This window comes from Pseudorhizobium halotolerans (genome assembly GCF_902153235.2).
GTDB lineage: Bacteria > Pseudomonadota > Alphaproteobacteria > Rhizobiales > Rhizobiaceae > Neorhizobium > Neorhizobium flavum.
Genome location: NZ_CABFWE030000005.1, coordinates 904,659 through 929,886, shown reverse-complemented (window position 1 = coordinate 929,886; position 25,228 = coordinate 904,659). Strand labels below are relative to the sequence as shown.

The window sequence follows — 25,228 nt, the reverse complement described above, 5'->3', positions numbered from 1 at the left end:
GAAGGATCGGGTTGAAGAATGTCAGGCACAAACAGCGAGCGCGAACTCATAGCCGAAGGTCCGGCCATTATCCTGGTCGAGCCTCAACTGGGCGAAAATATCGGCATGGTGGCGCGCGCCATGGCCAATTTCGGACTGGCCGAACTGCGGCTGGTCAATCCACGTGATGGCTGGCCGAGCGAGAAGGCGCGCTCGGCGGCTTCCAAGGCCGACCATGTAATTGACCAGACCCGCGTTTTCGAGACCCTGGAGGAGGCGATCGAGGATTTGAACTTCGTCTATGCCACGACCGCAAGGGAGCGCTACGGCTTCAAACCGGTCCGGTCGCCGGTTGTCGCGGCAACCACGCTGCGCGAGAAGTTCAGGGCAGGGGAGAAGACCGGTATCCTCTTCGGCCGCGAGCGTTGGGGCCTCACTAATGAAGAGGTGGCGCTGGCAGACGAAATTGTCACTTTTCCCGTCAATCCTGCATTCGCGTCGCTGAACATAGCGCAGGCGGTTCTGCTGATGTCCTATGAGTGGATGAAGACGGGTCTGGATGACGTGGCGGCCACACCCTTCCAGCCTGTCGAGCAGCGGCCGTCAACCAAGGCGCAGGTCTTTGGCCTGTTCGAGCATCTGGAAGAGGCGCTCGATGCGCGCGGCTATTTTCATCCGCCGGCGAAGAAGCCGAAGATGGTCGACAATCTCCGCGCCGTCATTTCGCGTCGCGGCTTCAGCGAGCAGGAGATCAGCGTCTTTCGCGGGGTGATTTCGTCGCTGGACCGGTTCCCGCGGCGATGGCCGAAGAAGACCGGCAGCGCCGGGGAGGCGCCGGAGAATGACGACGTCTGATCCGAAGCCGGTGCTGATGTTCGATTCGGGCATCGGCGGTCTTACGGTCCTGCGCGAGGCGCGGGTGCTGATGCCGGAGCGCCGCTTCGTCTACGTCGCGGACGATGCCGGCTTTCCCTATGGCGGCTGGGACGAGGAGCAGTTGCGCGAGCGGATCGTCACCCTGTTCGGCGATCTCATCGAGCGGTATGATCCGGAGATCGCGGTCATCGCTTGCAATACGGCCTCGACCCTCGTGCTTGGCGACCTGAGGTCTGCCTTCCCACAGACCCCCTTCGTGGGAACCGTACCGGCAATCAAGCCGGCTGCGGAGCGGACCCGATCCGGCCTGATCTCTGTGCTGGCCACGCCGGGGACCGTTAAGCGACAGTACACCCGAGATCTCATAGGGGACTGGGCCTCAAAGGTGCATGTGCGCCTCGTAGGCAGCGAGCGTCTTGCCGGACTGGCCGAAACATATATGCGCGAAGGCTTCGTCGACGAGTCGGCCGTCCGAGACGAGATAGCCCCGTGTTTCATAGAGCATGACGGGCGCCGGACCGACATCGTGGTCCTTGCCTGCACGCACTATCCCTTCCTGGTCAACCGGATGCGCAAGACCGCGCCCTGGCCGGTCGACTGGATCGATCCTGCCGAGGCAATCGCGCGGCGGGCGCTGTCTCTACTGCCGAAGGAGCGACGGCCACACGAGCCGATGCCGACGGAACCTGATAACGCGGTCTTTACTTCCGGCAACCCGGATCCTGCCATCCGGCGGCTGATGCAGGGCTTCGGCCTGCGCTCCTGAGCCGGCTGGGTGGCAGCACCTTGCAAAGGGACAGCAACGGTGGCTTGCTGCTGCACGTCATCAAGAGGAATCGTCCATGCCGATTGAAACCTGGCTCGCCTTCGTCGCCGCCTCCTCCGTCCTGTTGGCCATTCCCGGGCCGACTATTCTCCTTGTGATCTCCTACGCTCTCGGGCACGGGCGCAAGATCGCCTCGGCCACAGTGGCCGGCGTGGCGCTGGGGGACTTCACTGCCATGACGGCCTCGATGCTGGGGCTCGGCGCCCTGTTGGCAACATCGGCAACGCTCTTTACGGCGCTGAAGTGGATCGGCGCGGCCTACCTCATCTATCTGGGGATCAAGCTGTGGCGAGCGCCGGCCTCGAGCGGGGTAGTCATGGAAGAGGGTAGTGTGCCGTCCGAGCGGCCGTCCAGGATCTTCCTGCACACCTATGTGGTGACGGCGCTGAATCCGAAGAGCATCATGTTCTTCGTCGCCTTCCTGCCGCAGTTCCTCGACCTGGCCCGGCCGCTCTTCGTCCAGATGGCGATCTTCGAGACGACGTTCCTGGTGCTTGCCACCCTCAATGCGACCCTCTACGCGCTGCTTGCGTCGCTGGCGCGCAATCAGATCCGCAAGCCTCAGGTCCAGCGGATCGTCAATCGGACCGGCGGGTCCTTGATGATCGGCGCCGGGCTCCTGACGCTCGGATGGAAGCGTGCGGTGGTCGCGTGATCCCGATTCGGCTGTGAACAAATCTCTTCCGCTCGCGCATCGCGCCCGCATCCATGATAGACCCATCGTCCTTGCGGCGAATGAGTCACCGCCGAGAGACTGAGCATACGAGGTTAGTGCATTGCAGGTCGGTATCGATATGGGGACCGTGTCCGGGGGCGCTCCGGCCAAGCTCGATATCGAGGAGCTTCTGGCGACGCGCCTTCTGGTGCAGGGCAATTCCGGTTCGGGCAAGTCCCATCTTCTGCGGCGGCTGCTGGAGCAGTCGGCGCAATGGGTACAGCAGGTCATCATCGATCCGGAAGGCGACTTCGTCACGCTGGCCGACAAGTACGGACATATCGTCGTCGATGGTGATCGGACTGAGGCTGAACTGATCGGCATCGCCACCCGTATCCGCCAGCACCGCGTCTCCTGCGTCCTCACCCTCGAGGGCCTCGACATTGAGGAACAGATGCGGGCCGCTGGAACCTTCCTGAACGGCCTGTTCGACGCCGATCGCGAGTACTGGTACCCGGTGCTGGTCGTGGTCGACGAGGCCCAGATGTTTGCGCCTTCGGTCGGCGGCGATGTCTCGGAAGAGGCGCGCAAGATGTCGCTCGGAGCGATGACCAACTTGATGTGCCGCGGTCGAAAGCGGGGATTGGCCGGCGTGATTGCGACGCAGCGCCTTGCCAAGCTGGCGAAGAATGTGGCGGCGGAAGCCTCCAACTTCCTCATGGGCCGTACCTTCCTCGATATTGACATGGCGCGTGCCGCCGATCTTCTCGGCATGGACCGCCGGCAGGCGGAGATGTTTCGCGACCTGAAGCGCGGCAATTTCGTCGCCCTTGGTCCCGCGCTGTCGCGCCGCCCGCTGCCGATCGTGATCGGCCCGGTGGAAACGTCGGCACGCTCCTCCAGCCCCAAGCTGATGCCGCTGCCGGATGCGCCGCAGGACGTCGAAGACCTGATCTTCACGCCGGATCCCGAAGAGTTTACCCGGCCGGTAGTGCGGCGTGCACCGCCGGCGCCGCGTCCGACCACGGACATCCTGGCGGAACTGTCTCGATCCGCACCGGCTGCAGGATCCGTGCCGCAGGAGCCTGGCCGTCCGACGCAGCCGGAGCTTTCGCCCGAGGAGCGGGAGGAGCGCCTCAACGCGGTTCTCTCGGAAATCATCGACGATCCGCAGGCGGCCTATCGCACAGATGCAGCGCTTTACCAGGATTTCCTGGTACGGGCGCGAATGCGCAGGCTACCCGGCCCGCCCATGGGGATGAGCGAATTTCGCCGGCGGGTCGCAGTCTCGCGGGCAGGGGTGGACAAGGAGACGGCGGAGACCGAAGGGTGGCAGACGGCGCTCGAACTGTCGGCCCGGGTTTCGGACGATCTGCAGGGCGTCTTCCTAATGCTCGCCAAGGCGGCGCTGCTCGCCGAACCCTGTCCGTCCGACATGCGCATCGCCAAGGCCTACGGTACCCATTCCGCCCGTCGCGCCCGCCGCCTGCTCGGCTATTTCGAGGAGCAGGGGCTGATCGTGGTCCATACGGATTTTGGCGGGAAGCGGATCGTCGCCTTTCCCGATCTCGACGTTCAAACCTGCCCCGGTGCGCCCGACGCGCCTGATGCTGAGCCGGTGGCGCGGCAGGACGCGGCGGAGTGACATCGTCTCAAGGCCGCCCTTAAGCTGTACGTGAGGTAAGCTCGAGAGAGAAAGCCAGGCCCGCGCCGGATGTCCTGGCGCGGGGCTGGCTGTCTTGGGACTACTCGGCAGCCGTTACCTGGGAGGGCTTGGCGCGCGTTGCCCACAACGAGCCGATGATGCCCGCGGCGAGAATGGCCAGCGTCACCCCGAGCGATACCACCGGCGGGATTTTCGCGAGGCCCAGCATGTCCGCGACGAAGATCTTGGAGCCAATGAAGATCAGGACAACCGACAGCGCGTACTTGAGATACGCGAAGCGGTGGATCAGGGCTGCGAGCGCGAAATACAGGGCGCGTAGACCGAGGATCGCGAAGATGTTCGACGTGTAGACGATGAAGGGATCCGTGGTGATGGCAAAGATCGCGGGGATCGAATCGACCGCAAAGACCAGATCCGCGAACTCGATGAGGATCAGCGCCAGCATCAGCGGCGTAAGATAGGTCTTCAGCTTGCCTGTCTTCGGATCCGGCTCACGGACGAGAAACCTTTCGCCGTGCATGCGGTCGGTGACCGGCAGGCGCTTGCGCAGCACCTTCAAGACCGGATTGCTCTCCACATCATAGGGCTCGCTACTCGAGAACAGCATCTTGATGCCGGTGATGATCAAGAAGGCGGCGAAGAGGTAGAGAACCCAGCCGTAGTTCTCGACGACAGCCGCGCCGGCCGCGATCATGATGCCGCGCAGGACGATCACGCCAAGGATGCCGTAGAGCAGGACGCGGTGCTGATATTGGCGGGGGATCGAGAAATAGCCGAAGATCATCGCGATGACGAAGATATTGTCCATCGCCAGGCTTTTCTCGATGACGAAGCCGGTAAGGTATTCCAGGCTGGCCTGTTGACCGAACTGGCTCCAGACGAAGCCGGCGAAGAGAATGCCGAGCGTCATGTAGAAGCCGGACATCAGGAGGCTCTCCCTGATGCCGATTTCCTTGCTCTTCTTGTGGAGAACGCCGAGATCGAGTGCAAGCAGAGCAATCACGGCGGTGATGAAGGCGAGCCACATCCAGACGGCGGCTCCCTGGAAGTCTACCCAGAGGAAATCCATGACATTGTCCATGCCGGATCAAGTTGGTGGGTAGAGCACCGACATCACGGTCGATCCGGCGATACACGTCAGAGGGGCCCGGTGCTGGCGGGCGAGATGGGAAGCCGCCCGTCGCCGTTCAAGAGGTGTCGGAGTGTTTTTTTGTAGAGACCGTCAGAGGAGAGCGCCGCGGCTTCCGACTGGTGCGGAACCTCCCAATCGGCTCTCACTGTTGACAATCGCGCAAGTTCCCCATAAAGACCCGCCAGCACCGGGTGGCAACGCCCGGTGTTTCATTTGACATGTCCCGTGGTTTTCTCCGGACGCTTTCGTGAGAAACCTGTCAGGACTTCTAAATCGAAGTCCAGAGGAGGGCGTGTTTCCTTGAGCCGGCTTGGTAACAAGCTGGTGCAACGTGTTGAGAAGGAAATACGATGAGCAAGCGCGCATCATCCAAGTACAAAATCGATCGCCGCATGGGCGAGAACATCTGGGGTCGTCCGAAGTCCCCGGTCAACCGCCGCGAATACGGCCCGGGCCAGCACGGCCAGCGCCGCAAGGGCAAGCTTTCCGACTTCGGCGTGCAGCTGCGCGCCAAGCAGAAGCTGAAGGGCTACTACGGCGACGTCCGTGAAAAGCAGTTCCGTGCGATCTACGACGAAGCCAACCGCCGCAAGGGCGATACCGGCGAGAACCTGATCGGCCTGCTCGAGTCGCGTCTCGACGCGATCGTCTACCGCGCCAAGTTCGTTCCGACCATCTGGGCTGCACGCCAGTTCGTCAACCACGGCCACGTGACCGTCAATGGCGTTCGCGTCAACATCGGTTCCTACCGTTGCAAGCCGGGCGACGTCGTCGAAGTGCGCCAGAAGTCGAAGCAGCTGGTTTCGGTTCTGGAAGCGGTCCAGCTCGCCGAGCGTGACGTTCCGGATTACATCGATGCCGATCACAGCAAGATGGTCGCCACCTTTGTTCGTGTTCCGAGCCTCTCGGACGTGCCGTATCCGGTCATCATGGAACCGAACCTCGTCGTCGAGTTCTACTCGCGCTAATGGAAGAGCTCGCGACGCGGGCTCGTCCTTTCTGTCTCGAAAGCCGCGTCAGTTCGACGCGGCTTTTTTCATGGCCTGCAGCGTGGAATCCAGCGACTGCGCCGTTGCGATCGGAGCTTCCCTGGGTCCCTGATCCATGCGGTTCCAGGCGTCGAGCCCGGCGATCTTGTAGGCCTCCGCCAGCGTCGGGTAATTGAAGGTGTTCTCGACGAAGTAGTCGACGGTTCCCTTCAGGTTGAGCACCGCCTGGCCGATATGAACGAGCTCGGTGGCGCCTTCGCCGATGATGTGGACGCCAAGCAGACGGCGGGTCTTGCGCGAGAAGATCATCTTCAGGAGGCCTGTTTCCAGCCCCATGATGTGGCCGCGCGACGTTTCCCGGAAATGCGCCACTCCCGTCTCATAGGGGATCTTCCGGGCGATGACCTCTTCCTCGGTGAGGCCGCAGGTCGAGATCTCCGGCACCGCATAGATACCATAGGGAAAGTATTGGGGCGGTTCGCTCGCCGGTGCGCCTACGGCATGGCGCGCGGCGATGCGGCCCTGTTCCATGGAGGTGGAGGCGAGGCTCGGAAAGCCGACGATGTCGCCGGCAGCATAGATGTGCGGCACGGACGTCTGAAAGGTTTCGGGATCCACTTTCAGCCGGCCGCGGCTGTCGGCTTCCAGTCCGCAAGCTTCCAGGTTGAGTTCGCCGACGGCGCCGACGCGCCCGGCGGCGAACAGCACCATTTCCGAATGCAGGACGCGGCCGTTGTTCAGTTCCACCCGGCACTTACCGCCGGCTTCCCGCTCGATCTTCTCAGCCGTCTGGCCGAAGATCAGCTTCATGTTGCGGTCGCGGAGCTGGTAGGTGAAGTCCTCGACGATCTCGCGGTCGATGAAATCGAGCATGGTGGAGCGTGGCTCGACGACGGATACCTGGGTGTCAAGGGCGCTGAAGATCGACGCATACTCGATGCCGATAACGCCGGCGCCGATAACCACGAGAGATCGCGGCACAGTGTCGATGTCCAGGAGTTCATCACTGTCGATGATCGCCTCGCCGTCGAACGGGATATGGGACGGACGATAGGGTTTCGTCCCAACTGCCAGCAGGATCGACGTCCCGCTTACCCGCTGCAGCTCACCGTCCTCCCGCGTCACCTCCAGCGTATGCGGATCCACAAAGCGAGCCGCGCCATGGAGTTGCTGCACGCGGTTGCGGGCGAACTGATGCTCCAGGACCTGGACTTCGTGGTCGAGCGTGATCAAGAGACGCTGGCGGAGGTCTGCCGCATCGATGTGCTGCTTGACGCGGTAGGACTGGCCGTAGAAGCCGCGCTCGCGCCAACCGGTGAGGTTGAGCGCCGTCTCGCGCAGTGTCTTCGACGGGATCGTCCCCGTATGCACTGACACGCCACCCACGCGCCGGCCCTTTTCGATGACGAGGACACTCTTTTCCAGCTTTGCTGCCTGGATCGCGGCACGGCGTCCGGCGGGTCCGCTGCCGACGACGATGAGGTCGTAGTGGTTCATCAAATGCTCCGGTTGTTGTACGCGGCGAGGAGACGCCAGCCCCTGACCATATCAGGGGTGTCTTACGGATTGATTGAAGCTGGTGGAGTTCAAACTTCCGGCACCGCGCTTTGTTCGCGCTTCCCACATTGGCCTCAGATCAGCCGCAAGCCCTTCAGGCTCGCATGGCCGTCCTTGCCGATGATGATGTGATCGTGGACGGTGATGCCAAGGGGTTTGGCCGTATCGATGATCGTCTTCGTCATGTCGATGTCGGCGCGCGACGGAGTGGGATCGCCGCTCGGATGATTGTGGACGAGGATGATCGCGGTGGCGGACAATTCCAGGGCCCGGCGCACAACCTCGCGCGGATAGACCGGTGTATGATCGACCGTCCCGCGGCCCTGCACCTCGTCAGCGATCAGCGCATTGCGCTTGTCGAGAAAGAGGATCCGGAACTGCTCCCGCGCCTCATAGGCCATTGCCGCATGGCAGTAGTCGATCACCGAGGACCAGGAGGAGAGCACCTGCTTGCCGCGCAGCTCGCTTTTCAGCATGCGATGCGCGACCGTCGAAACGAGTTTGAGATCATGAGCAACGGCTTCGCCTACGCCGCTCACCTCCTGCAGGAGCGCAGCCGGTGCCCCGAAGACTCCGGCGAGATTGCCGAAACGTTCAATCAGCGCCTTGGCGATCGGTTTGGTGTCACGCCGCGGGATGAGGCGGAAAAGCAGGAGCTCCAGGATTTCGTAGTCGGCGAGGGCAGCGTCGCCGTGTTCGCGGTATCGGGCGCGAAGACGATCGCGATGGCCGTGGTAGTGTGCCTGCTTTTCGTCCCGCGGCAGCAGGTCGCTCTTCTTCAGGGAAGCCGACTTCGGTGCCTGCTCCGCAAAGAAACCGCGCTCATCCGCCTCCTCGTCCATGGCAGGCGCATTGCCGTCATGTGGAGGGGCGGGGCGGTTCGTCATGCGCTACCTCTTGAGCGGTGGCAAACCCGGCCGGTCGAGGCCGGCCGGGGAGAGGGTGAAGATTTCGCAGCCCGTCGCGGTCACGCCAACGGCATGCTCGTACTGCGCCGACAGCGAGCGATCACGCGTCACGGCGGTCCAGCCATCCGACAGGACCTTCACATGCGGCTTCCCGAGGTTGATCATCGGCTCGATGGTGAAGATCATGCCCTCTCGCAGTTCCGGGCCCTCGTCGGCACGACCGTAATGCAGGATATTCGGCGTATCGTGGAACAGCCGTCCGACACCGTGGCCGCAGAAATCGCGCACCACCGAACACCGCTCGGCTTCCGCATAGTTTTGGATTGCCTGGCCGATTGCTCCCGTGCGCGCCCCCGGACGAACCGCTTCGATGCCCCGCATCAGGCATTCATAGGTGACTTCCAGAAGCCGTTCGGCGGCACGCTTGATCTGTCCGACCGGGTACATGCGGCTGGAATCACCGTGCCAGCCATCGAGAACATAGGTGACGTCGATGTTGACGATGTCGCCTTCCTTCAGCGGCTTGTCGTCGGGCATACCGTGACAGACAACGTGATTGATGGAGGTGCAGACGGAATACTTGTAGCCGCGATAGTTCAATGTCGCGGGCAGGGCGCCATGGTCCATGCCGAATTCGAAAACGAAGCGATCGATGGTGCTGGTTGTGACGCCAGGTTTCACGATGGCAGCCAGTTCGTCCAGACAGCGCGCCGTCAGGAGACCGGCCTTGCGCATGCCGGCGAAGTCGTCCGCGCTGTAGAGCCGGATCGCGCCCGTGTTCTTCAGGGGGGCATCGACCGCATCTATGTAGTTCACCATCCGGATGCTCTCACAATTTCCACGTTCATAATGCAGGCAGGCCAGCTTCGTCCATGGCGATCAGGTCCGTGGCTACGATTTCCTGTGGCGTCACCCGGCATCGCAGCACGTATGCCTCCACGCCGCGGGCGGCTGCACGCCGGAAGGCTGCCGCATAGCGCGGATCGAGATCGCTGCAAAGCCTCAGACGATCACAGTCCTGCCGCTGAACGACGTAGAGCATCACCGCCCGGTGACCTGCCTCGGCCATGTCGCCAAGTTCCTCCAGATGCCTTGCACCGCGGGTTGTCACGGTGTCGGGAAACTCCGCAAGGCCCAGTGCTCGCATGAAGTGGACGTTCTTCACCTCGACATAACAATTGTGACGACCGGAGCCGCTGAGAAGGAAATCGATGCGGGATCTTGCTCCATAGCGTTGTTCGCGGCGAAGGCGTCCATAGCCGCCGAGATCAGGCACCAGGCCCGCGACGAGTGCTTCTTCGGCGATCCGGTTGGCGAAGGCGGCATTGATGCCGACAAGGGTTCCGTCCGCCTCCACCATCTCCAGCATGTGCCGGTACTTGCGCGTCGGGCTGTCGTGCACTGACATCCAGATCGGTGAACCGGGGGTGGTCAATCCACGCATGGAACCTGTGTTCGGGCAGAAACCGGTGACTGGTGTGCCGTCGTCGAGCAGCGCGTCGAACAGGAAACGCTTGTAGCGCTGCACGAGGGTCGCGCGAACCAGTGGCGGATCAAAGAGCATCGATGGCGGTCAGACACGCTCCAGCACATAGGTTCCGGGCGCATCGGCGATGGCGTTGAGCGCAGACCCCCCAGGAGTGCGAGCATCGACGCGCTCCTTGCTGCGCTTTTCGATCCACGCGTGCCAGTGCGGCCACCAGGAGCCTTTGGTCTCCCTGGCCTTGGCGACCCAGTCTTCGAACTGGCCGTGTGGCTTGCCGTTCGTCCAGTACTGGTACTTCTGCTTGTCCGGAGGATTGACGACGCCTGCGATATGCCCGGACCCGCTAAGGACATATTCGACGGGTCCCCCAAACAGGGCGGAGCCCTTGAAGACGGACCGCGGCGGCGCGATGTGATCTTCCTTCGTGGCGAGGTTGTAGACGGGGACATTGACGTCCTTCAACGACAGGACCCTTCCTCCAAGCTTCATCTCACCCTTGCTGAGCGTGTTGTCGAGATAGCAGTTGCGCAGATAATAGGCGTGGTTGGCGGCTGCCATCCGGGTGGAATCGGCGTTCCAGTAGAGCAGGTCGAAGGGTAGCGGCTCCTTTCCCATCAGGTAGTTGCTGACGACATAGGGCCAGATCAGTTCCGAAGCGCGCAGCATGTTGAAGGCATTCGCCATCCGCGATCCTTCGAGATAGCCCGATTTGCTCATCTGCTTCTCGATCGCCGCCAGTTGTTCCTCGTCGACGAAGACCTTGAGGTCACCTGCAAGGGTGAAATCCACCTGCGTGGTCAGGAAGGTGGCCGAGGCGATCCGACGGTCCTTCTTCTGCGCATGGAGAGCGAGGGTCGCCGCCAGCAACGTGCCGCCAACGCAATAGCCGATGGCGTTGACCTGCCGCTCGCCGGTCGCCTTTTCGACGGTCTCGAGCGCGAATTCCACGCCCTCCTCGATATAGGCCTCCCAGTCCTTCTGCGCATGCCGCTCGTCCGGGTTGACCCAGGAGATGACGAAGACGGTATGACCCTGGTCGACGCACCACTTGATGAAGCTCTTCTGCGGCGTCAGGTCGAGGATGTAGAACTTGTTGATCCACGGTGGGACGATCAGCAACGGCCGCTTGAGGACCGTTTCGGTCGAAGGGTCGTACTGGATCACCTCGCAGACTTCGCTCTGGGCGATAACCTTTCCGGGTGTCATCGCGAGGTTTTCGCCGATCTTGAATTGCTTGTGGTCCGTATGGCGAAGGCGCAGTTCTCCACCACCGGCAGCCATATCCTCCGCCAGCATCCGCATGCCTTCAACCAGGTTCGCCCCACTGGTCGCGACCGTGTGGCGATAAACCTCCGGATTGGTGAGGGCGAAGTTGGCAGGCGACAGGGCGGCCGTCAGCTGTCGGACGTAGAAGGTTGCCTTCATGCGCGTATGGTCGTCGAGACCGTCCGCTTCCGTCACCAGCTTCTCGGCCCAGGAACTGGTGACCTGATAGGCTTGCCGAAGGAACGCGAAGAACGGGTTCTTTGTCCAATCCTCGTCCGCGAACCGCTTGTCCTTGGGCAAGGTATCAGGCTCGATTACCGGCTGACCGGTCATCTGCGCCAGGGTTCTGGTCCATATGCCCATGTAGCTTGAAAGGAGGAGGGTCTGCGCCTCCAGGGTCCGCTTCGGGTCCGAGACCCAGTATTGGGCCACCTCCGCGAGGGTCTTGACGAGATCGGTCACCGGGTCGGCAGCATGGTCCGGCACCTCGCCCCGGTCGTGTGCTGCGAGCCACTGCGCGGCAGCCTGCCCGAGATGTTCCAGGGCACGGGCAAGGTTGATGGCGAGCGTATGGGGATCCTTGACGACATAGGGCTCAACGGACTTTGGATCGAAACCCGGAAATTCACCGGGACCGCCTTCCGCTCCCTCGCTCTTCTTGACCAACTGCTCCTCCCCAAGGCCAGTTCTTGTTATTTGATTTCTTTTGTACATTGTGCCCCAAAACGAATACAAGTGCCAGCGAGACGCGCGGCAAAATGCGTCACAGTACCAAGGCCGGGTAAGGCAGAAGACATGGAAAAGAGCAGGTTTCTGGCGGCAGTCATGCCGCGTCTGACGGCAATTGGCGCGCTGACGATTCTCGTGGCGGGATGCAACAGCTTCGCACTCGACGACGGGATCCCGAATACCGCGCCTGCTGCGACCGTCGTTTCCAACGCCCCGCCGCCGCCCCAGGGGCCTCTTGCCAAGCGGGACAGTGGCACCTATCCCACATTCGACCAGACGCTGAAGGCAGCCAATGTCCAGATCGGTGACGAGGAGGCTGCTGGATCGGAAGCGACGCTTTCGGCGCTTGCCGCGGCGCGTGCCAACGGAACGGTGACCGAAGCCGAGTACCAGCGCCGTCTTGCGGAGCTGCGGCGGCTGGCAGCGGAACACGCACGCGAAGCCGAAGCGGCGATCGCCAATTAGCACTTGCCTTCGGGGCTTTTTGGCCGCAAATCACCAAATCGCCGGAAGGCAGATCCTTGCGCTCTCAATTGATTGCGCGTGCTTCACGAGGAATGTCATGGAAGAGTTCCATAAAGTTCGCAGATTGCCACCCTACGTGTTCGAACAGGTCAACCGTTTGAAGGCAAGCGCGCGAGCGGCGGGAGCCGACATCATCGACCTCGGCATGGGGAACCCGGACCTTCCGACCCCGAAGAACATCGTCGACAAGCTCTGCGAAGTCGTTCAGGACCCGCGTACGCACCGTTATTCTTCCTCCAAGGGCATTCCGGGCCTCCGTCGCGCGCAGGCCGCCTATTACGCACGCCGCTTCGGTGTAAAGCTCAATCCTGAGACGCAGGTGGTGGCGACCCTTGGCTCCAAGGAGGGGTTTGCCAATATGGCGCAGGCCATCACTGCGCCGGGCGACGTGATCCTGTGCCCCAACCCGACCTATCCCATCCACGCCTTCGGCTTCCTGATGGCTGGCGGCGTGATTCGCTCGATGACCGTCGAACCGGACGAGAGTTTCTTTCCGCCCCTCGAGCGGGCGGTTCGCCACTCCATCCCGAAGCCATTGGCGCTGATCATCAATTACCCTTCCAACCCGACCGCCCATGTGGCGTCGCTGGATTTCTACAAGGACGTGATCGATTTCGCGCGCAAGCACGACATCATCGTGCTGTCGGACCTTGCCTATTCCGAGATCTATTTCGACGAGAACAATCCGCCGCCGTCGGTGCTGGAGGTGCCCGGTGCCATGGATGCGGCCGTCGAGTTCACGTCGATGTCGAAAACGTTTTCGATGCCAGGCTGGCGGATGGGCTTTGCGGTCGGCAACGAAAGGCTGATCTCGGCTCTGACGCGGGTGAAATCCTACCTCGACTACGGTGCTTTTACCCCAATCCAGGTCGCCGCGACCCACGCCCTGAACGGCGATGGTTCCGACATCGCGGAGGTCCGGGCTGTCTATAAGCGCCGGCGTGACGTGATGGTGGAAAGCTTTGGCAAGGCCGGATTCGAGGTACCACCGCCGGCCGCGACCATGTTTGCCTGGGCGAAGATCCCGGAGAAGTTCCGGCATCTCGGATCGCTCGAGTTCTCGAAGCTCCTGGTCGAAAAGGCGGATGTGGCCGTGGCTCCCGGCGTCGGCTTCGGCGAGATGGGCGACGACTACGTCCGATTGGCTCTGGTCGAGAACGAGCACCGTATCCGCCAGGCGGCGCGGAACATCAAGAAGTTTCTCTCGAGCGCAGACGAGACCATGCACAACGTGATCTCGCTCAACGGTCGCCGCTAACGGACTGCATGTCCGGAATTCAGGCGGCTCCTGCGGGCCGCCAAATCCCTCCAGAAATCAGGAAATACAAGTCATGGCAGGTGCCCTGAAAATCGGCATTGCGGGTCTCGGTACGGTCGGTTCCTCGCTTGCAAGGATTATCACTGGGCGCGCGAACGAACTCTCGGTGACTTGCGGCCGTGCCATCGAGATAACCGCGATCAGTGCGCGGGACAGGTCGCGGGATCGGGGTATCGACCTTTCAGGTATGGCATGGTTCGAATCTGCCGAGGAGATGGCTGCGAGGGCGGACATTGACGTGCTCGTTGAACTGATCGGTGGTGCCGAAGGTCCGGCTGAACGTGTGGTGCGCGCGGCGCTGGATCGTGGCCTCCACGTGGTGACGGCGAACAAGGCGCTTCTTGCGCGCCACGGTGTCGAGCTGGCGGCGCTTGCGGAGAAGAAGGGCGTTCTTCTCAACTTCGAGGCGGCCGTAGCGGGAGGCATCCCGGTCATCAAGGCCCTGCGAGAGAGCCTCACCGGAAACCGCATTTCCCGCGTCTACGGCATCATGAACGGGACCTGCAACTACATCCTGACCCGGATGGAGAAGGAGGGCCTGTCCTTCCAGGATTGCCTGACGGAAGCGCAACGCCTCGGCTATGCGGAAGCCGACCCAACCTTCGATATCGAAGGCAATGACACGGCCCACAAGCTCGCGATCCTCACGACGCTTGCTTTCGGGACGCAGATTGCCGCAGACGAGATCTACCTAGAAGGCATCAGCAACATCTCCATCGAGGATATCGAGGCGGCTGCCGATCTCGGCTACCGCATCAAGTTGCTGGGGGTAGCCCAGCAGACGGATTCCGGAATCGAGCAGCGCGTGCATCCCACCATGGTGCCGCGCGATTCCGTCATCGCTCAGGTCGACGGGGTGACGAATGCTGTGGCTATCGAATCCGATATCCTGGGCGAACTGTTGATGGTGGGGCCAGGAGCCGGTGGCGATGCGACTGCATCCGCGGTGCTTGGCGATATCGCCGACATCGCCAAGAGCCGCCCCGGAGAACAGCGCGTGCCGGTACTGGGCACCCCTGCTGCGGCCCTCGAACCATATCGACGCGCCCGCATGCGTAGCCATGAGGGTGGCTACTTCATCCGGCTGACCGTCGCCGACCGCACCGGCGTCTTCGCCAGTGTCGCCACCCGGATGGCAGAGAACAGCATTTCGCTGGAATCGATCGTACAGCGGGCAAGCTCCACGGCCCCGGCAACGGAAGCCAAGACGATCATCCTCGTGACCCACGCGACGACGGAGGCGTCTGTGCGTAACGCTGTGGCCGCCATCAAGGCGGAGGATTATCTAGTAGGCGAGCCACAAGTCATCCGTATCGAGCGCCCGAAGGCGTTCTGAATGCTTCCCACCTCCCGATTGGAGCGGCTTGCGGGGAGCAGAGACCGCTGGCCGAGATGGCTCGAATCGCGTTAGATTCGTTGCGAAATCACCTTGCGCGGGGAGGGCGTCAGAGTGGTCTGGAGGGTGTCGGGCAGGGAGCCGTTGCGGCTTTCCTGCGAGGGTGCCAGAATCATCCTGGTAGAGGCGGCTTCGGTGACGAGTCCGGTTCATGCCAACGACCAAAGGCAGGAGGAGAGCGAAGGAAGCCGGAACTGGGCTGTTTTGCTTGTACTTCTTGTTCCTCCGGCAACAGCCCTGACTGTACTGGCGGCATTCTTGTGACGGGCCTGCAATCGTGGTGCGGACTAGTTCCTAGTTAACCGACGTAATGTGATTCCGTCTGGGCTGCCGATCGGCTATTAAGTCGACATGACAGTCAAGCATCTGCCGCTCATCACGTCCACAGACACGCCGGTCGATCCGGTGCCGAGGGCCTTCCTCGGCGTCGAGCGCTCCGCCTGCGGGCAGCGATGGGTGTCGCGGCTTGATCAGGCTGCGCAGAACCGTGCGCTTGCCATTGCTCAGGTTCACGGCCTTCCCGACCTCGTGGCGCGCGTGCTGGCGGGGCGCGGCGTCGGGCTGGACGAGGCACTGGCCTTCCTCGATCCAACCATCCGCTCGCTGATGCCCGAGCCATACACGCTGACGGATTGTGAGCAGGCCGCTAAGCGAATTGCGCTGGCTGTCGAGCGTGGGGAGAAGGTCGCCATCTTCGGTGACTATGATGTGGACGGCGCTGCCTCTTCTGCCCTGCTCTACCGATTCCTCGCACACTTCGGCTCGACGGCTGAGATCTACATTCCCGACCGTATCTTCGAGGGCTATGGCCCCAACCCCGCCGCGATCCGCCAGCTCGTCCAGAATGGTGCCGGATTGATTGTCACCGTGGACTGCGGCTCGACCAGCCACGTAGCTCTCGACGCCGCACGGGAGGCAGGTTGCGAGGTCGTGGTCATCGACCACCATCAGCTTGGCCATGAACTTCCCCATTGTCTGGCGCTGGTCAACCCGAACCGCGAGGACGATCTTTCCGGTCAGGGGCACCTGTGCGCGGCAGGGGTCGTCTTCATGGTGCTGGTGGCGACAGCGCGGCTGCTCCGCCAGCAGGGACATCCCCGATCGGCAGGGCTGGATCTTCTGGCCTGGCTGGACCTCGTGACCCTGGCCACGGTCTGTGATGTCGTTCCGCTGAAAGGCCTCAACCGTGCCTTCGTGGTCAAAGGCCTGCTGGCGGCTCGTCACATGAACAATGCCGGACTCGCCGCTCTCCTGCGCAAGGCAGGACTTGGTGGTCCCGTCACACCCTATCATCTGGGCTTCCTGGTGGGCCCGCGTATAAATGCTGGAGGGCGCATCAGCGATGCGGCACTCGGCAGCCGGCTGCTGACGCTCGACGACACGGCGGTAGCCGAGGAAATCGCCGGGCGTCTCGATGAGCTCAACCGCGAACGGCAGGCCATGGAGGCGGCAATGCTCGCCGAGGCCGAGGCGGAGGTCATGGCGGAGTATGGAGACGGTGAGTCGGCGACTGTGCTGGTGACTGCTCGGGACAACTGGCATCCGGGCATTGTCGGGCTGCTGGCGGCGCGTCTGAAGGAAAAATTCCGCAGACCTGCCTTCGCCATCGCTTTCGATCCGTCTGGGAAGGGCACCGGTTCGGGCCGCTCCATCAACGGCTTCGACATGGGACGCATGGTGCGTGCCGCGATCGACGAGGGGCTGCTGGTAAAGGGCGGCGGTCATGCCATGGCGGCAGGACTGACCGTCGAGCGCCACAACCTCGGGCGGCTGCGTGCCTTCTTTGAGGAGAAGGCCGCCGATACGGTCGCTTCGCTCGTCGCCAATCACGTGTTGAAGATCGATGGGGCGCTCTCGGCATCGGGAGCGACACTCGACATGCTGGACCAGCTCGAAAAGGCCGGCCCCTACGGTTCCGGGCACCCCCAGCCGGTGTTCGCGATACCGTCTCATCGGGTGAGGGATGCGAGGCTGGTGGGGACCGCCCATGTGAAGGTGCAACTGGAGGCGGTCGACGGGTCCCGGCTGGACGGAATTGCGTTCCGATCCGCCGACACACCGCTCGGCCAACTGCTTCTTGATTCCCGCGGCAGCCAGATCCACGTTGCAGGCTGCCTGAGCGGCGACCACTGGCAGGGCAACCGGCGAATTCAGCTTCGAATTCTGGATGCTGCGCCAGCGAGCTGATTTGGTTTCTCAGGAAGAAGTGGCACGCCCTAGGGGAGTCGAACCCCTCTTTCCAGAATGAAAATCTGGCGTCCTAACCGATAGACGAAGGGCGCGTGCGGTGAGCGACCTTATAGAGGGGTGATTTTCATCCCGCAAGCGCGAATTTTGATTGCCTGCAAAAAAATACCGAAGGGCGGGAAACGCGATTTGGTTGGGCGATAATCTAGCCCGATCAGCAGCTTAGCGGGTTCCCGTCAACGTCCGTCCCGCAGCTTTCGCTCGCGTACTGCGCCGGAGCGCTGAAGACGCTGCCGGTGCGTGCGTTGATGCCGCCGCTGGTCATTGCAGGTGCCGGGGCGTCTGTCGCGGGCGCGGCGTTGCCGGAGAAGATGCTGGCGCTACCAGCGCGAATTCCAGTGGGCTGAGTCACGACGCCTGCCGCCATTGCATCTCCCGCATGAGAATCGGGATCGGGTGCCGCCGGAACCCCATCGGACACCATTCCATCCCGGTCGTAAGCCGCGGAGGATGCTGACACCACTGCGGGGTCGGTGTAGCTGCTGGAGGCGGTCTCGCCCGCGTTGGCTGCCCGACCCTTCGATGAGGCGGTTTCCTTTATTGCCGACTCGTCAGCCGATCCGGACTTGCTGGAGGTCGTGCAGCCGGAGAGTGCGATAGCCGCAGCGCCTGCTGCGATGAGCAGCCGCAGGCGAACCGGCCGACTACCGGAATTTCCAGGCATCATGCCGTTTGCCCCCATCGTTCGAATCAGCCCGTAGAGCTTGCCCCCGTTCCGGTGCCGGGAGCAAGGCTCACGATCAGACTACCAGGAGCCGGTATTCTCCATCGACGCCCACGGCTCCGTCGCCGGCAGCGCCTCACCCTTCTGGAGAATCTCGATCGAGATGCCGTCCGGTGAACGGATGAAGGCCATGTAGCCGTCGCGGGGCGGGCGATTGATGGTGACGCCGTTCTCCATCATCTTGCGGCAGAATGCATAGATGTCGTCCACCTCGTAGGCGAGGTGGCCGAAATTGCGGCCTCCCGCATAGTCCTCCGCGTCCCAGTTATAGGTGAGCTCCAGGCAGGGGGTCTTGCGAGCACGTGCCGCCTCGGCGTCTTCAGGCGCCGCCAGGAAGATGAGCGTAAAGCGGCCTTTCTCGTTCTCGATCCGTCGTACCTCCTGGAGTCCCAGCAGATCGGTGTAGAATCGCATCGAGGCATCGAGGTCCCTGATCCGGACCATGGTGTGAAGGTAACGCATGGGCATTGTTCTCCGCTTTCTCTATGCCGGTTCTTATGCTCCCGTCCGTCAGCTACGGACAAGCCTGCAGAGATAGGAACGGGGTGGATAATTCCTAGACGGGGACTTGCGCTGGAGGGTTAACGGGATGTTAATCTCACCTCCAGAATCAGTCTACCGGGGCTGTAGCGCGTAATCGAGGGGCCGACACAGATGGCAGACCGAATGTCAGCGAAGGACATGGCCGGGATCGAGGACCTCGCCGGCGAGGCTGTCGATCTGATTGAAATCACCGGTGTCGTGAAGTGGTTCGACGTGGCGAAGGGGTTCGGCTTCATCGTGCCGGACAACGGCATGCAGGATGTGCTGCTGCATGTCACCTGCCTGCGCCGCGACGGGTACCAGACGATCCTTGAAGGGACGCGCATCGTCGCGCTCATCCACAAGCGCGAACGCGGCTACCAGGCCTTCCGCATCCTTTCCATGGACCAGTCGACGGCCGTGCATCCGCATCAGATGCCGCCGGTGCGCACCCATGTGCAGGTGACGGCGACCAGCGGTTTGGAACGGGCGCTCGTCAAGTGGTTCAACCGGACCAAGGGGTTTGGCTTCCTGACGCGCGGCGAGGGGACGGAGGACATCTTCGTTCACATGGAGACGCTCCGTCGATTCGGGTTGACTGAGCTGCGCCCAGGCCAGGTGGTCCTCGTCCGCTACGGACCGGGCGACAAGGGGTTGATGGCGGCCGAGATTCATCCCGACAATCCCAATCCAATCGGCCGGGCGCACTGATGGGCAGGTGGTCTCTCCGTTTTGCTGGAAGCGCCGTAGCGGCGCTTCTTCTGCTTTTCATGAGCCAGTCCATTGCGCAGACGAGCTTCGAGCAGGAAGACCTGCTGATCCAGACGAAGTCCGGCAAAGTGCACAATTTCACGGTGGAACTGGCGCTGACCGCGGAACAGCGCTCGCAAGGGCTGATGCACCGGGAAAGCATGCCGAAAGATCACGGCATGCTGTTCGATTTCGGCGAGACCCGGCCGGTCTCCATGTGGATGCGCAACACGCCGCTGCCGCTCGACATGCTGTTCATCCAGCGCGACGGGACCATCTCCCATATTCACCGCAAGGCCGTTCCGTTCTCTGAAGCGATCATCGATTCGCGCGGGCCGGTACATTTCGTCCTCGAGTTGAACGGGGGGCGCGCTGCCGCACTTGGGATCGAGGCAGGCGACAGGGTTATGAGCAAGCGGATCGACAGCCGAGACTGACCGGAAACCCCGCATGACTTTTCCGTTGGATTTTGCAGTTGCGGCCCGGCATCGAAGCGTGTAATCCGCTGGGCAACGTGGAAACGGAGTGTAGCGCAGTCTGGTAGCGCATCTGGTTTGGGACCAGAGGGTCGGGAGTTCGAATCTCTCCACTCCGACCACGTGCCGGACGAGCCCAGCAGTCCGGCATTCAGGGAGCGTCGTCGGAATGTCCGCCAAGATCTATCGTCCTGCGAAAACAGCCATGCAGTCGGGCAAGGCCAAGACCCATCTGTGGGTTCTGGAGTTTGACCAGGAGGCGCCGCGTCGCATCGACCCGATTCTCGGCTACACGTCATCGTCCGACATGCGCCAGCAGGTCCGGTTGACCTTCGAGAGCCAGGAGCAGGCGGAAGCCTATGCGCAGCGCGAAGGCATCCAGTACCGCGTCATCCCGCCGAAGGAAGTCGCACGTCAGGTCGTCTCCTACACGGACAATTTTCGCTATAACCGCATCCAGCCCTGGACGCACTGAGTTCGTCCGCCGGCGCATCCGGCCCCTTAGCTCAACTGGATAGAGCAACTGCCTTCTAAGCAGTAGGTCGCAGGTTCGAGTCCTGCAGGGGTCGCCAAAACTATATCTAACCTGTTGTTTCTGTTGAAGGTGCGACCGCTCAGGGTTGAGGGTGCGACTTACATTCTGTTCGACAGACGTTCTGATGCGCTCCTCGCGAGGCGCTTTTTGTCAGCTTCCTTCGTGTAGATCTCTGCCATCGAAAGCCGCGACCAGCCGAACATCGCCATGAGCTCGTGAGCCGTCGCGCCCTCGTCGGCCGCGATCGTGGCGCCGGCCTTTCGAAGGCCGTGGGCGCGGCATTCATCGGGAAGCCCCGCCGCTCTGCACTGCTTCGCAAACCAGTTTCCAAATGATGCGCCGGAGCTAAACGGCTTGCCCTTCTCGGTCGTCAGGAAGGCGAGGTCGCCTGTCAGCGTTGCGTCTATTGATTCCTGCAGGTGCTTGAAGACCGGCAGATAGACCCACTGGCCGGTCTTCTGCGTTCGCAGCGAGATCATCCCATCCTTCATGTGCTGGCGTCCTACGACAACAGCATCAGAGCGCCTGAGGCCAAGGAAGAGCAGGATGTCGATCGCCAGGCGCGGTTTCGTGCCGAGCTTGTGAAAGCTGCGATAACGCTCGACCTGGTCGACGCTCCAAGTGTGGAAACCATCCGATTTCGCATTGAGCTTGGAGACGCCGATGCAAGGATTGACCTCGACGTGTTCCGCCTCGACGGCCCACTTGAACAGATGGCTCATCGTCTTCAGGAAGTTGTTCGCGGCGTGTGGTGTCGCCGCACGCTTGTCCATCCCTCTCTTAATGGTCGCCTTCGTCACCGCGGCAAATGGTCCATCAGCGTTCTTCGGATCGGAGACGACCTGCTTCAGGATGTTGTCCCGCGCGCGGCGGGTCGCTGCGGCGAGATCGGCAAAGGCGGCGCTGCGCTTATACTGATTTATGAGCCAGTTCAGCGAACCGCTTCTGGCCTTTTCCTTTTCGATGATGCCACTGTGTCCGGACAGGGCCTTCTCATAGGCTTCGTTGAAGGCGTCACTGCCGTAGGGCTCTGGCAGCCGGATGCGCTTCCCGTTGCGCTTGAAATACCAGACAAACTTGTCGTGGCGGGTCTTCTCGCGAGAGAGGTAGGGTTTGCGCGGCATGTCGCTCATCAGAGGTCGAAGTCCTCATACTTCTGATTCGCCTTGGCTCCGGTGTCAATCGGCGGCAGTTCTGGCGACACGCCGATCCTTCGCCCGTTGATCTCGATCCAGACGGTGACGTTCTTCGCCTTGGCGACATCAGCCATGCGCTTCAGATCCGCTGCTCTCACCAGGGCGGGGCTCGTCATTGGCCGCTCCTCATCCAAGCCTGGAACTTGCTGATCAGCTTCTGCCATGCCTCGACGGCTCTGGGGTCATCGTTCAACTCCTTGAACGACTGGATGGCTAGGACCGATCTTACCTTCGTCTTAACCCTCTCGGTGTTCGATGCATCCTCCAGCCCATGGCATTCGATCAGATACCGGATGAAGGCTCGATCCGCAGCGCACTTGCCCACGGCAATGGTGGAGAGCGCCTTTGCTTCCTTCTTTTCCGCTTTCTCGGCTGGAGGGCGGGTAACGGCCAAGTAGGCTCGTGCGGCCTCATCACGCAGCAAGAGTGCGGCGCGAAGATAGACAGGCGCCTTGCGCATCAATTCGCGCTGCTCGGTTGGGATGTCCTTTGCGAGTGTCGCCAATGGATAGACTTGGCCGTCGAGACCGTCGCGCTCCGCGATTTGGGAATGACCGCTCTTGCTATCGTAGCTCTCGATCCATTCGCTTCCGACGCATTCCAGCACATGCCGCATTTCTGGAAGCAGAGCCTTGGCCTCACTAAGGTTCATATAAGCCTCCTCGCGGCCCACTTGGCGCAGTCGGAGCAGGTGTGGCGCCACTCGGCGCCCTGGCGCTCGATCTTCCAGCCTTCCGCCTTGATGTCCTCGACGAGGACCTTGAGATCCTCCTCGGCATAGGTGCGGCGATAGGTGAGGGGGCAAACATCGCAGGTGACCTGCAGCTGGCCTTCGTGGCGGATGAGGGTCATGGTGACACCTCCAGGAACGAATTCCGATGCTCACGGTTCGATATGGGTCGCGTTCCGCGACTAGGAGGCTCACTATGCCCAACACTGACAAGAACACGCAGCAGGACCAGAAGAAGGCCGGCCAGGCGGCAAGCCAGTCCTCTGGGAAGGACAAGGGTCGTCCGGGTGACGCCGGCCAGAAGTCGGCCACCCAGCCTGATCAGGTAAAAGACCTCAAGCATTGATCGAAGCGCCGGCTGGACCACGGCCCGGCCGGCATCCGCATTGAAGACCTGATGGCGTCTAAGCATCACCACCGTCTCCTATTCTCTGACGTGTCAGAAGTACTTCCACCGTTCCACTGAGATATTCGCCGAACTGGCAAGCAGCGATCCGCGCTTGGCGCTCATCAGGCGCTCCTTCTACGATCACGCCTGCGAACGCCGACACGATGCCGACAAACGCTTCGTGATAGCCGCAGCCTTCAAGTACGGCACGCACGGCGGTGGCGATTTCGATCGCGCGATGTTTCTCTGCGGCGGTCAGTTCCACCTCACTCATCGCCCGTCTCCGTTCTTAGCGGGGGTAGCGAGTTCGCTATGAGCGGCGCCCAACCCTTCGCCATTCCTTCAATGGTCATGCCGTATCTGCTTGGTGCCCACTCAAACCTCGCAGGGTTCTCGAATGACGGCTGCCAACGGACAGGTATGAAGGCGAGACATTCGAAGCCATCCGGACGTTCGCCTTCTGAGGGAGGGCTCCAGGGTTCCAAATTCTGCTGTGACGCGGGGGCGGCGCGATCCGGGTTTCTTTTCCAGACAACTCCGAAGCAGAAACGCTGCATCATTCTATGGAACCAGTTGGGTTCGCCGCCTTCATACGGCACAAACACCAGACTACCTCCACCGAGCAGATGAGCCTCCCATTCGGACAGCTTCGGGATGTGGAAGTGGACATCGGTAGGGTTCATTCTGCGGACCCTTCCAAATACTCTCAGGGTGTCGGCAAAAGCCTTGCTTAGTTGCAGCTTAAAGCGCACTGTCACTCTGTCGACGGCATTTGAAGCGGGCGCCGTCGCGTAAGGGCTAAATGCCTTCGCCCCAACAAAAGGAGGACGTTCATGTCTTCCAACCTTATCCACGAATATCTCGAGATAGCCGACCTGGACATGCTGGAGCGCGTGCTCGAGCGCGCCGGCTACTATGGCCCCACCTCTGAGGTGGAAACCAGCGAGACGAAGGAAGCGGCACTGTTCCTCATGAGGTTGTTCCAGAGTGGGATCGACTCCGAGAGCGACCTCGTCGCCGCCCTCGACGCACGAGGGAAAAGTGCCGGGGACGGAGGCGATACTCCCGCTCAGGTGCGGGTGGGAGCCGACGACAGATGGATCGATGAAGGCGGTCAGGGAGTTGCTGGGGGTACGGATTAAGTTGCTCATTCTGGCAAGCACTCCGTGGTCGCGAGGGCCGCGCGATCAAGGCGCTCGATCTCGGCAATGATGAGGGCCGCCGCCTTCACGAGGTCGCGGCGGCGGTCCGTCTTTTTCAGCCAAGCCGGCTCCCAACCCCAGACAGGAAAGTCTCCGCGCCCGCCTGACACGTCGACCTGCTCGTACCAGGGCCATGGGTTCGTCCCGCGGTCGTATTCACCTCGCCTCTTGGCGAGCTTGATCTTAAAGGGATGCGCATAGACGGCGGCAGCTTGTGCAAGCTCTCCGCCCTCGTGCGCGTCGTCATGCTCCGGCGTCCAGCCTTCTTTCTCCTGCTGGCGTAGCCGCTCGGTAATCACGTCGAATATAGCTATTGCGGAGCCGTGGGAACCGAAGTCCGGACCCATCAAATGTGACTCGGGTGGTGGGGGTGTGATCGGCTCCGGCATGCGTGGTGGGTGATCGAAGATGGGCACCGTGAAGCCGTGGCGCGTGTCCTTGTGGATAGGCTGGCAGTCGATGCCCAGCCGTAGCTGTTCCAGCGCGGCCGGCGTGATGTATCCGAGCGGCTGCGGCTTTGTCTCGGCAACGTCGGCTGCGAAGTTCTCGTGCACGCCTGGTGTCGGCTGGCCGGTGGTCATGGGTTGATCCTCCACTGTTCGGAGAGCGACCGGCGATGCGCGGTGATGGCCGGAAGGGAGACCTTGACGAGGCGAGGGGAGCCGGAGACCGGATCGATGCGCCTGGACCAGACGACGGTGCGGTCTGGCCTCGTCAGGTCGGGCGGCGGCACCTTGCCGTCTGCGGCCACGCTGATGTTGCGCCGGCGCATGAAAGCAGCCAGCACGTTCACGGACACTTCGAGCGACTGCGCGATCTCCGTCACCAGCATATGGCTGGAGAGCATGCGGCGGATCTTCGAGATGTCACTGTCGACGAGGGCGCTCATCGGTTGCTCCTTTCCAGCGTTTCTCGCTCCTGGAGCCGCGCGGCCAGCAGGCGGCGCAGTTCAAGGTCTCCGTTAAGGCAGCCCTTGAGGCTGAGCGCATGGAAGAGCGCGCCTTCCAGCGCTTCGCTGCCTGCGGCGATTCCGGCCTCGCGCCTGTCCGGATCTGCCGGCAGGGTGAGGAAGTGGCCGGCGGCGCGGTGCATATCGATCACCACCGCGAGCTGCTCGCGCTCGTAGTGAGACAAGGACGGATCGTTGCGG

Annotated in this window: 30 protein-coding genes and 3 tRNA genes; 16 read left to right on the top strand and 17 right to left on the bottom strand. The window is 62.1% G+C overall.

Features of this window, described 5'->3' with window-relative positions:
• Positions 1 to 18 precede the first annotated feature (18 nt).
• The 4 genes from FN060_RS09545 (at position 19) to FN060_RS09530 (ending at position 3,981) form a co-directional block, all read left to right on the top strand.
• Complete coding sequence (locus FN060_RS09545; protein ID WP_142587837.1) at positions 19 to 834, top strand: RNA methyltransferase; 816 nt, start codon at positions 19 to 21, stop codon at positions 832 to 834.
• Entirely contained in the window at positions 821 to 1,621 is an 801-nt protein-coding gene (murI, locus tag FN060_RS09540) for a glutamate racemase (protein ID WP_142587836.1), read from the top strand. Before FN060_RS09545 ends, murI begins: the two co-directional genes overlap by 14 nt.
• Positions 1,622 to 1,697: 76 nt before the next feature.
• Positions 1,698 to 2,336 carry a LysE family translocator gene (locus tag FN060_RS09535; RefSeq protein WP_142587835.1) on the top strand — a complete coding sequence of 213 codons (639 nt, stop codon included), beginning with the start codon at positions 1,698 to 1,700 and terminating at the stop codon, positions 2,334 to 2,336.
• A 121-nt stretch (positions 2,337 to 2,457) separates the two neighbouring features.
• Positions 2,458 to 3,981, top strand: coding sequence for a helicase HerA domain-containing protein (locus tag FN060_RS09530; protein ID WP_142587834.1), 1,524 nt, complete (start codon positions 2,458 to 2,460; stop codon positions 3,979 to 3,981).
• A 100-nt stretch (positions 3,982 to 4,081) separates the two neighbouring features.
• Here the strand turns inward: FN060_RS09530 and FN060_RS09525 are convergent, their stop codons facing one another.
• Positions 4,082 to 5,071, bottom strand: coding sequence for a TerC family protein (locus FN060_RS09525; protein ID WP_142587833.1), 990 nt, complete (start codon positions 5,069 to 5,071; stop codon positions 4,082 to 4,084).
• A 413-nt stretch (positions 5,072 to 5,484) separates the two neighbouring features.
• On the opposite strand from FN060_RS09525, the gene rpsD reads away from it, so the two are divergent.
• Positions 5,485 to 6,102, top strand: coding sequence for a 30S ribosomal protein S4 (rpsD, locus tag FN060_RS09520; protein WP_052638610.1), 618 nt, complete (start codon positions 5,485 to 5,487; stop codon positions 6,100 to 6,102).
• 48 nt (positions 6,103 to 6,150) lie between these two features.
• Here the strand turns inward: rpsD and sthA are convergent, their stop codons facing one another.
• The 5 genes from sthA to FN060_RS09495 form a co-directional block, all read right to left on the bottom strand.
• Positions 6,151 to 7,620, bottom strand: coding sequence for a Si-specific NAD(P)(+) transhydrogenase (gene sthA, locus FN060_RS09515; protein WP_142587832.1), 1,470 nt, complete (start codon positions 7,618 to 7,620; stop codon positions 6,151 to 6,153).
• A gap of 134 nt (positions 7,621 to 7,754) precedes the next feature.
• Positions 7,755 to 8,567, bottom strand: coding sequence for a RadC family protein (gene radC, locus FN060_RS09510; protein WP_142587831.1), 813 nt, complete (start codon positions 8,565 to 8,567; stop codon positions 7,755 to 7,757).
• 3 nt (positions 8,568 to 8,570) lie between these two features.
• Entirely contained in the window at positions 8,571 to 9,407 is an 837-nt protein-coding gene (map, locus tag FN060_RS09505; protein ID WP_142587830.1) for a type I methionyl aminopeptidase, read from the bottom strand.
• A 25-nt stretch (positions 9,408 to 9,432) separates the two neighbouring features.
• Entirely contained in the window at positions 9,433 to 10,152 is a 720-nt protein-coding gene (gene sfsA / locus FN060_RS09500) for a DNA/RNA nuclease SfsA (protein WP_142587829.1), read from the bottom strand.
• Between the two features lie 9 nt (positions 10,153 to 10,161).
• Positions 10,162 to 12,054 (bottom strand): PHA/PHB synthase family protein, encoded by a 1,893-nt coding sequence (locus FN060_RS09495; RefSeq protein ID WP_142587828.1) that lies wholly within the window; start codon positions 12,052 to 12,054, stop codon positions 10,162 to 10,164.
• Between the two features lie 81 nt (positions 12,055 to 12,135).
• Here FN060_RS09495 and FN060_RS09490 point away from each other — a divergent pair, with 81 nt between their 5' ends.
• From FN060_RS09490 to recJ, 4 genes are all read left to right on the top strand, one after another.
• A complete protein-coding gene (locus FN060_RS09490) occupies positions 12,136 to 12,534 on the top strand; it encodes a hypothetical protein (RefSeq protein ID WP_142587827.1) in 399 nt (132 codons plus the stop codon).
• Between the two features lie 97 nt (positions 12,535 to 12,631).
• Entirely contained in the window at positions 12,632 to 13,852 is a 1,221-nt protein-coding gene (locus tag FN060_RS09485; protein ID WP_142587826.1) for an LL-diaminopimelate aminotransferase, read from the top strand.
• A 73-nt stretch (positions 13,853 to 13,925) separates the two neighbouring features.
• Complete coding sequence (locus FN060_RS09480; protein WP_142587825.1) at positions 13,926 to 15,248, top strand: homoserine dehydrogenase; 1,323 nt, start codon at positions 13,926 to 13,928, stop codon at positions 15,246 to 15,248.
• Positions 15,249 to 15,659: 411 nt separating this feature from the next.
• Positions 15,660 to 17,495, top strand: a complete 1,836-nt coding sequence (recJ, locus tag FN060_RS09475; protein WP_142587824.1) for a single-stranded-DNA-specific exonuclease RecJ — start codon at positions 15,660 to 15,662, stop codon at positions 17,493 to 17,495.
• A gap of 20 nt (positions 17,496 to 17,515) precedes the next feature.
• Here the strand turns inward: recJ and FN060_RS09470 are convergent.
• From FN060_RS09470 to FN060_RS09460, 3 genes are all read right to left on the bottom strand, one after another.
• Positions 17,516 to 17,590, bottom strand: a tRNA-Glu gene (locus FN060_RS09470).
• A 119-nt stretch (positions 17,591 to 17,709) separates the two neighbouring features.
• The gene (locus FN060_RS09465) at positions 17,710 to 18,222 is read right to left on the bottom strand and encodes a hypothetical protein (protein ID WP_142587823.1); all 513 of its coding nucleotides are present in this window, start codon (positions 18,220 to 18,222) and stop codon (positions 17,710 to 17,712) included.
• A gap of 78 nt (positions 18,223 to 18,300) precedes the next feature.
• Positions 18,301 to 18,741: a VOC family protein gene (locus tag FN060_RS09460; RefSeq protein WP_142587822.1), complete on the bottom strand. Its 441-nt coding sequence runs from the start codon at positions 18,739 to 18,741 to the stop codon at positions 18,301 to 18,303.
• 192 nt (positions 18,742 to 18,933) lie between these two features.
• Between FN060_RS09460 and FN060_RS09455 the strand changes: the two genes are divergently transcribed.
• From FN060_RS09455 to FN060_RS09435, 5 genes are all read left to right on the top strand, one after another.
• Positions 18,934 to 19,512, top strand: a complete 579-nt coding sequence (locus FN060_RS09455) for a cold-shock protein (protein WP_052638598.1) — start codon at positions 18,934 to 18,936, stop codon at positions 19,510 to 19,512.
• Complete coding sequence (locus tag FN060_RS09450) at positions 19,512 to 19,988, top strand: DUF192 domain-containing protein (protein WP_142587821.1); 477 nt, start codon at positions 19,512 to 19,514, stop codon at positions 19,986 to 19,988. Before FN060_RS09455 ends, FN060_RS09450 begins: the two co-directional genes overlap by 1 nt.
• 84 nt (positions 19,989 to 20,072) lie before the next feature.
• Positions 20,073 to 20,149: transfer RNA gene (locus tag FN060_RS09445), tRNA-Pro, on the top strand.
• Between the two features lie 47 nt (positions 20,150 to 20,196).
• Positions 20,197 to 20,502, top strand: coding sequence for an ETC complex I subunit (locus tag FN060_RS09440; RefSeq protein ID WP_142587820.1), 306 nt, complete (start codon positions 20,197 to 20,199; stop codon positions 20,500 to 20,502).
• 20 nt (positions 20,503 to 20,522) lie between these two features.
• Positions 20,523 to 20,599: transfer RNA gene (locus FN060_RS09435), tRNA-Arg, on the top strand.
• 61 nt (positions 20,600 to 20,660) lie between these two features.
• On the opposite strand, the gene FN060_RS09430 is transcribed toward FN060_RS09435, so the two are convergent.
• From FN060_RS09430 to FN060_RS09415, 4 genes are read right to left on the bottom strand one after another with little or no spacing between them, the layout of a single operon-like run.
• Positions 20,661 to 21,695 (bottom strand): tyrosine-type recombinase/integrase, encoded by a 1,035-nt coding sequence (locus FN060_RS09430; protein ID WP_244665734.1) that lies wholly within the window; start codon positions 21,693 to 21,695, stop codon positions 20,661 to 20,663.
• On the bottom strand, positions 21,695 to 21,874 hold the full coding sequence (locus FN060_RS09425; RefSeq protein WP_142587819.1) for a hypothetical protein: 180 nt from the start codon (positions 21,872 to 21,874) through the stop codon (positions 21,695 to 21,697). The genes FN060_RS09430 and FN060_RS09425 overlap by 1 nt, the downstream gene beginning before the upstream one ends.
• Entirely contained in the window at positions 21,871 to 22,410 is a 540-nt protein-coding gene (locus tag FN060_RS09420) for a hypothetical protein (RefSeq protein ID WP_142587818.1), read from the bottom strand. Before FN060_RS09420 ends, FN060_RS09425 begins: the two co-directional genes overlap by 4 nt.
• The gene (locus FN060_RS09415; RefSeq protein WP_142587817.1) at positions 22,407 to 22,610 is read right to left on the bottom strand and encodes a hypothetical protein; all 204 of its coding nucleotides are present in this window, start codon (positions 22,608 to 22,610) and stop codon (positions 22,407 to 22,409) included. Before FN060_RS09415 ends, FN060_RS09420 begins: the two co-directional genes overlap by 4 nt.
• A gap of 74 nt (positions 22,611 to 22,684) precedes the next feature.
• Here FN060_RS09415 and FN060_RS09410 point away from each other — a divergent pair, with 74 nt between their 5' ends.
• Positions 22,685 to 22,834, top strand: a complete 150-nt coding sequence (locus FN060_RS09410; protein WP_183949658.1) for a hypothetical protein — start codon at positions 22,685 to 22,687, stop codon at positions 22,832 to 22,834.
• A 58-nt stretch (positions 22,835 to 22,892) separates the two neighbouring features.
• On the opposite strand, the gene FN060_RS09405 is transcribed toward FN060_RS09410, so the two are convergent.
• Complete coding sequence (locus FN060_RS09405; RefSeq protein WP_142587816.1) at positions 22,893 to 23,150, bottom strand: hypothetical protein; 258 nt, start codon at positions 23,148 to 23,150, stop codon at positions 22,893 to 22,895.
• Positions 23,151 to 23,709: 559 nt separating this feature from the next.
• On the opposite strand from FN060_RS09405, the gene FN060_RS09400 reads away from it, so the two are divergent.
• Positions 23,710 to 24,018: a hypothetical protein gene (locus FN060_RS09400; protein WP_142587815.1), complete on the top strand. Its 309-nt coding sequence runs from the start codon at positions 23,710 to 23,712 to the stop codon at positions 24,016 to 24,018.
• A 5-nt stretch (positions 24,019 to 24,023) separates the two neighbouring features.
• Here FN060_RS09400 and FN060_RS23085 read toward each other — a convergent pair whose 3' ends face one another.
• From FN060_RS23085 to FN060_RS09385, 3 genes are read right to left on the bottom strand one after another with little or no spacing between them, the layout of a single operon-like run.
• Complete coding sequence (locus FN060_RS23085) at positions 24,024 to 24,659, bottom strand: hypothetical protein (protein ID WP_142587814.1); 636 nt, start codon at positions 24,657 to 24,659, stop codon at positions 24,024 to 24,026.
• Complete coding sequence (locus FN060_RS09390; RefSeq protein WP_142587813.1) at positions 24,656 to 24,967, bottom strand: hypothetical protein; 312 nt, start codon at positions 24,965 to 24,967, stop codon at positions 24,656 to 24,658. Before FN060_RS09390 ends, FN060_RS23085 begins: the two co-directional genes overlap by 4 nt.
• Positions 24,964 to 25,212 carry a hypothetical protein gene (locus tag FN060_RS09385; protein WP_142587812.1) on the bottom strand — a complete coding sequence of 83 codons (249 nt, stop codon included), beginning with the start codon at positions 25,210 to 25,212 and terminating at the stop codon, positions 24,964 to 24,966. The genes FN060_RS09390 and FN060_RS09385 overlap by 4 nt, the downstream gene beginning before the upstream one ends.
• Positions 25,213 to 25,228: the final 16 nt, after the last annotated feature.

Bases quoted from the DNA above. Each gene is read 5' to 3' on its own strand.
- FN060_RS09545 (WP_142587837.1), top strand. From the start codon at position 19: ATGTCAGGCACAAACAGCGAGCGCGAACTCATAGCCGAAGGTCCGGCC.
- murI (WP_142587836.1), top strand. From the start codon at position 821: ATGACGACGTCTGATCCGAAGCCGGTGCTGATGTTCGATTCGGGCATC.
- FN060_RS09535 (WP_142587835.1), top strand. From the start codon at position 1,698: ATGCCGATTGAAACCTGGCTCGCCTTCGTCGCCGCCTCCTCCGTCCTG.
- FN060_RS09525 (WP_142587833.1), bottom strand. From the start codon at position 5,071: ATGGATTTCCTCTGGGTAGACTTCCAGGGAGCCGCCGTCTGGATGTGG.
- rpsD (WP_052638610.1), top strand. From the start codon at position 5,485: ATGAGCAAGCGCGCATCATCCAAGTACAAAATCGATCGCCGCATGGGC.
- sthA (WP_142587832.1), bottom strand. From the start codon at position 7,620: ATGAACCACTACGACCTCATCGTCGTCGGCAGCGGACCCGCCGGACGC.
- radC (WP_142587831.1), bottom strand. From the start codon at position 8,567: ATGACGAACCGCCCCGCCCCTCCACATGACGGCAATGCGCCTGCCATG.
- map (WP_142587830.1), bottom strand. From the start codon at position 9,407: ATGGTGAACTACATAGATGCGGTCGATGCCCCCCTGAAGAACACGGGC.
- sfsA (WP_142587829.1), bottom strand. From the start codon at position 10,152: ATGCTCTTTGATCCGCCACTGGTTCGCGCGACCCTCGTGCAGCGCTAC.
- FN060_RS09495 (WP_142587828.1), bottom strand. From the start codon at position 12,054: ATGTACAAAAGAAATCAAATAACAAGAACTGGCCTTGGGGAGGAGCAG.
- FN060_RS09490 (WP_142587827.1), top strand. From the start codon at position 12,136: ATGGAAAAGAGCAGGTTTCTGGCGGCAGTCATGCCGCGTCTGACGGCA.
- FN060_RS09485 (WP_142587826.1), top strand. From the start codon at position 12,632: ATGGAAGAGTTCCATAAAGTTCGCAGATTGCCACCCTACGTGTTCGAA.
- FN060_RS09480 (WP_142587825.1), top strand. From the start codon at position 13,926: ATGGCAGGTGCCCTGAAAATCGGCATTGCGGGTCTCGGTACGGTCGGT.
- recJ (WP_142587824.1), top strand. From the start codon at position 15,660: ATGACAGTCAAGCATCTGCCGCTCATCACGTCCACAGACACGCCGGTC.
- FN060_RS09465 (WP_142587823.1), bottom strand. From the start codon at position 18,222: ATGATGCCTGGAAATTCCGGTAGTCGGCCGGTTCGCCTGCGGCTGCTC.
- FN060_RS09460 (WP_142587822.1), bottom strand. From the start codon at position 18,741: ATGCGTTACCTTCACACCATGGTCCGGATCAGGGACCTCGATGCCTCG.
- FN060_RS09455 (WP_052638598.1), top strand. From the start codon at position 18,934: ATGGCAGACCGAATGTCAGCGAAGGACATGGCCGGGATCGAGGACCTC.
- FN060_RS09450 (WP_142587821.1), top strand. From the start codon at position 19,512: ATGGGCAGGTGGTCTCTCCGTTTTGCTGGAAGCGCCGTAGCGGCGCTT.
- FN060_RS09440 (WP_142587820.1), top strand. From the start codon at position 20,197: ATGTCCGCCAAGATCTATCGTCCTGCGAAAACAGCCATGCAGTCGGGC.
- FN060_RS09430 (WP_244665734.1), bottom strand. From the start codon at position 21,695: ATGAGCGACATGCCGCGCAAACCCTACCTCTCTCGCGAGAAGACCCGC.
- FN060_RS09425 (WP_142587819.1), bottom strand. From the start codon at position 21,874: ATGACGAGCCCCGCCCTGGTGAGAGCAGCGGATCTGAAGCGCATGGCT.
- FN060_RS09420 (WP_142587818.1), bottom strand. From the start codon at position 22,410: ATGAACCTTAGTGAGGCCAAGGCTCTGCTTCCAGAAATGCGGCATGTG.
- FN060_RS09415 (WP_142587817.1), bottom strand. From the start codon at position 22,610: ATGACCCTCATCCGCCACGAAGGCCAGCTGCAGGTCACCTGCGATGTT.
- FN060_RS09410 (WP_183949658.1), top strand. From the start codon at position 22,685: ATGCCCAACACTGACAAGAACACGCAGCAGGACCAGAAGAAGGCCGGC.
- FN060_RS09405 (WP_142587816.1), bottom strand. From the start codon at position 23,150: ATGAGTGAGGTGGAACTGACCGCCGCAGAGAAACATCGCGCGATCGAA.
- FN060_RS09400 (WP_142587815.1), top strand. From the start codon at position 23,710: ATGTCTTCCAACCTTATCCACGAATATCTCGAGATAGCCGACCTGGAC.
- FN060_RS23085 (WP_142587814.1), bottom strand. From the start codon at position 24,659: ATGACCACCGGCCAGCCGACACCAGGCGTGCACGAGAACTTCGCAGCC.
- FN060_RS09390 (WP_142587813.1), bottom strand. From the start codon at position 24,967: ATGAGCGCCCTCGTCGACAGTGACATCTCGAAGATCCGCCGCATGCTC.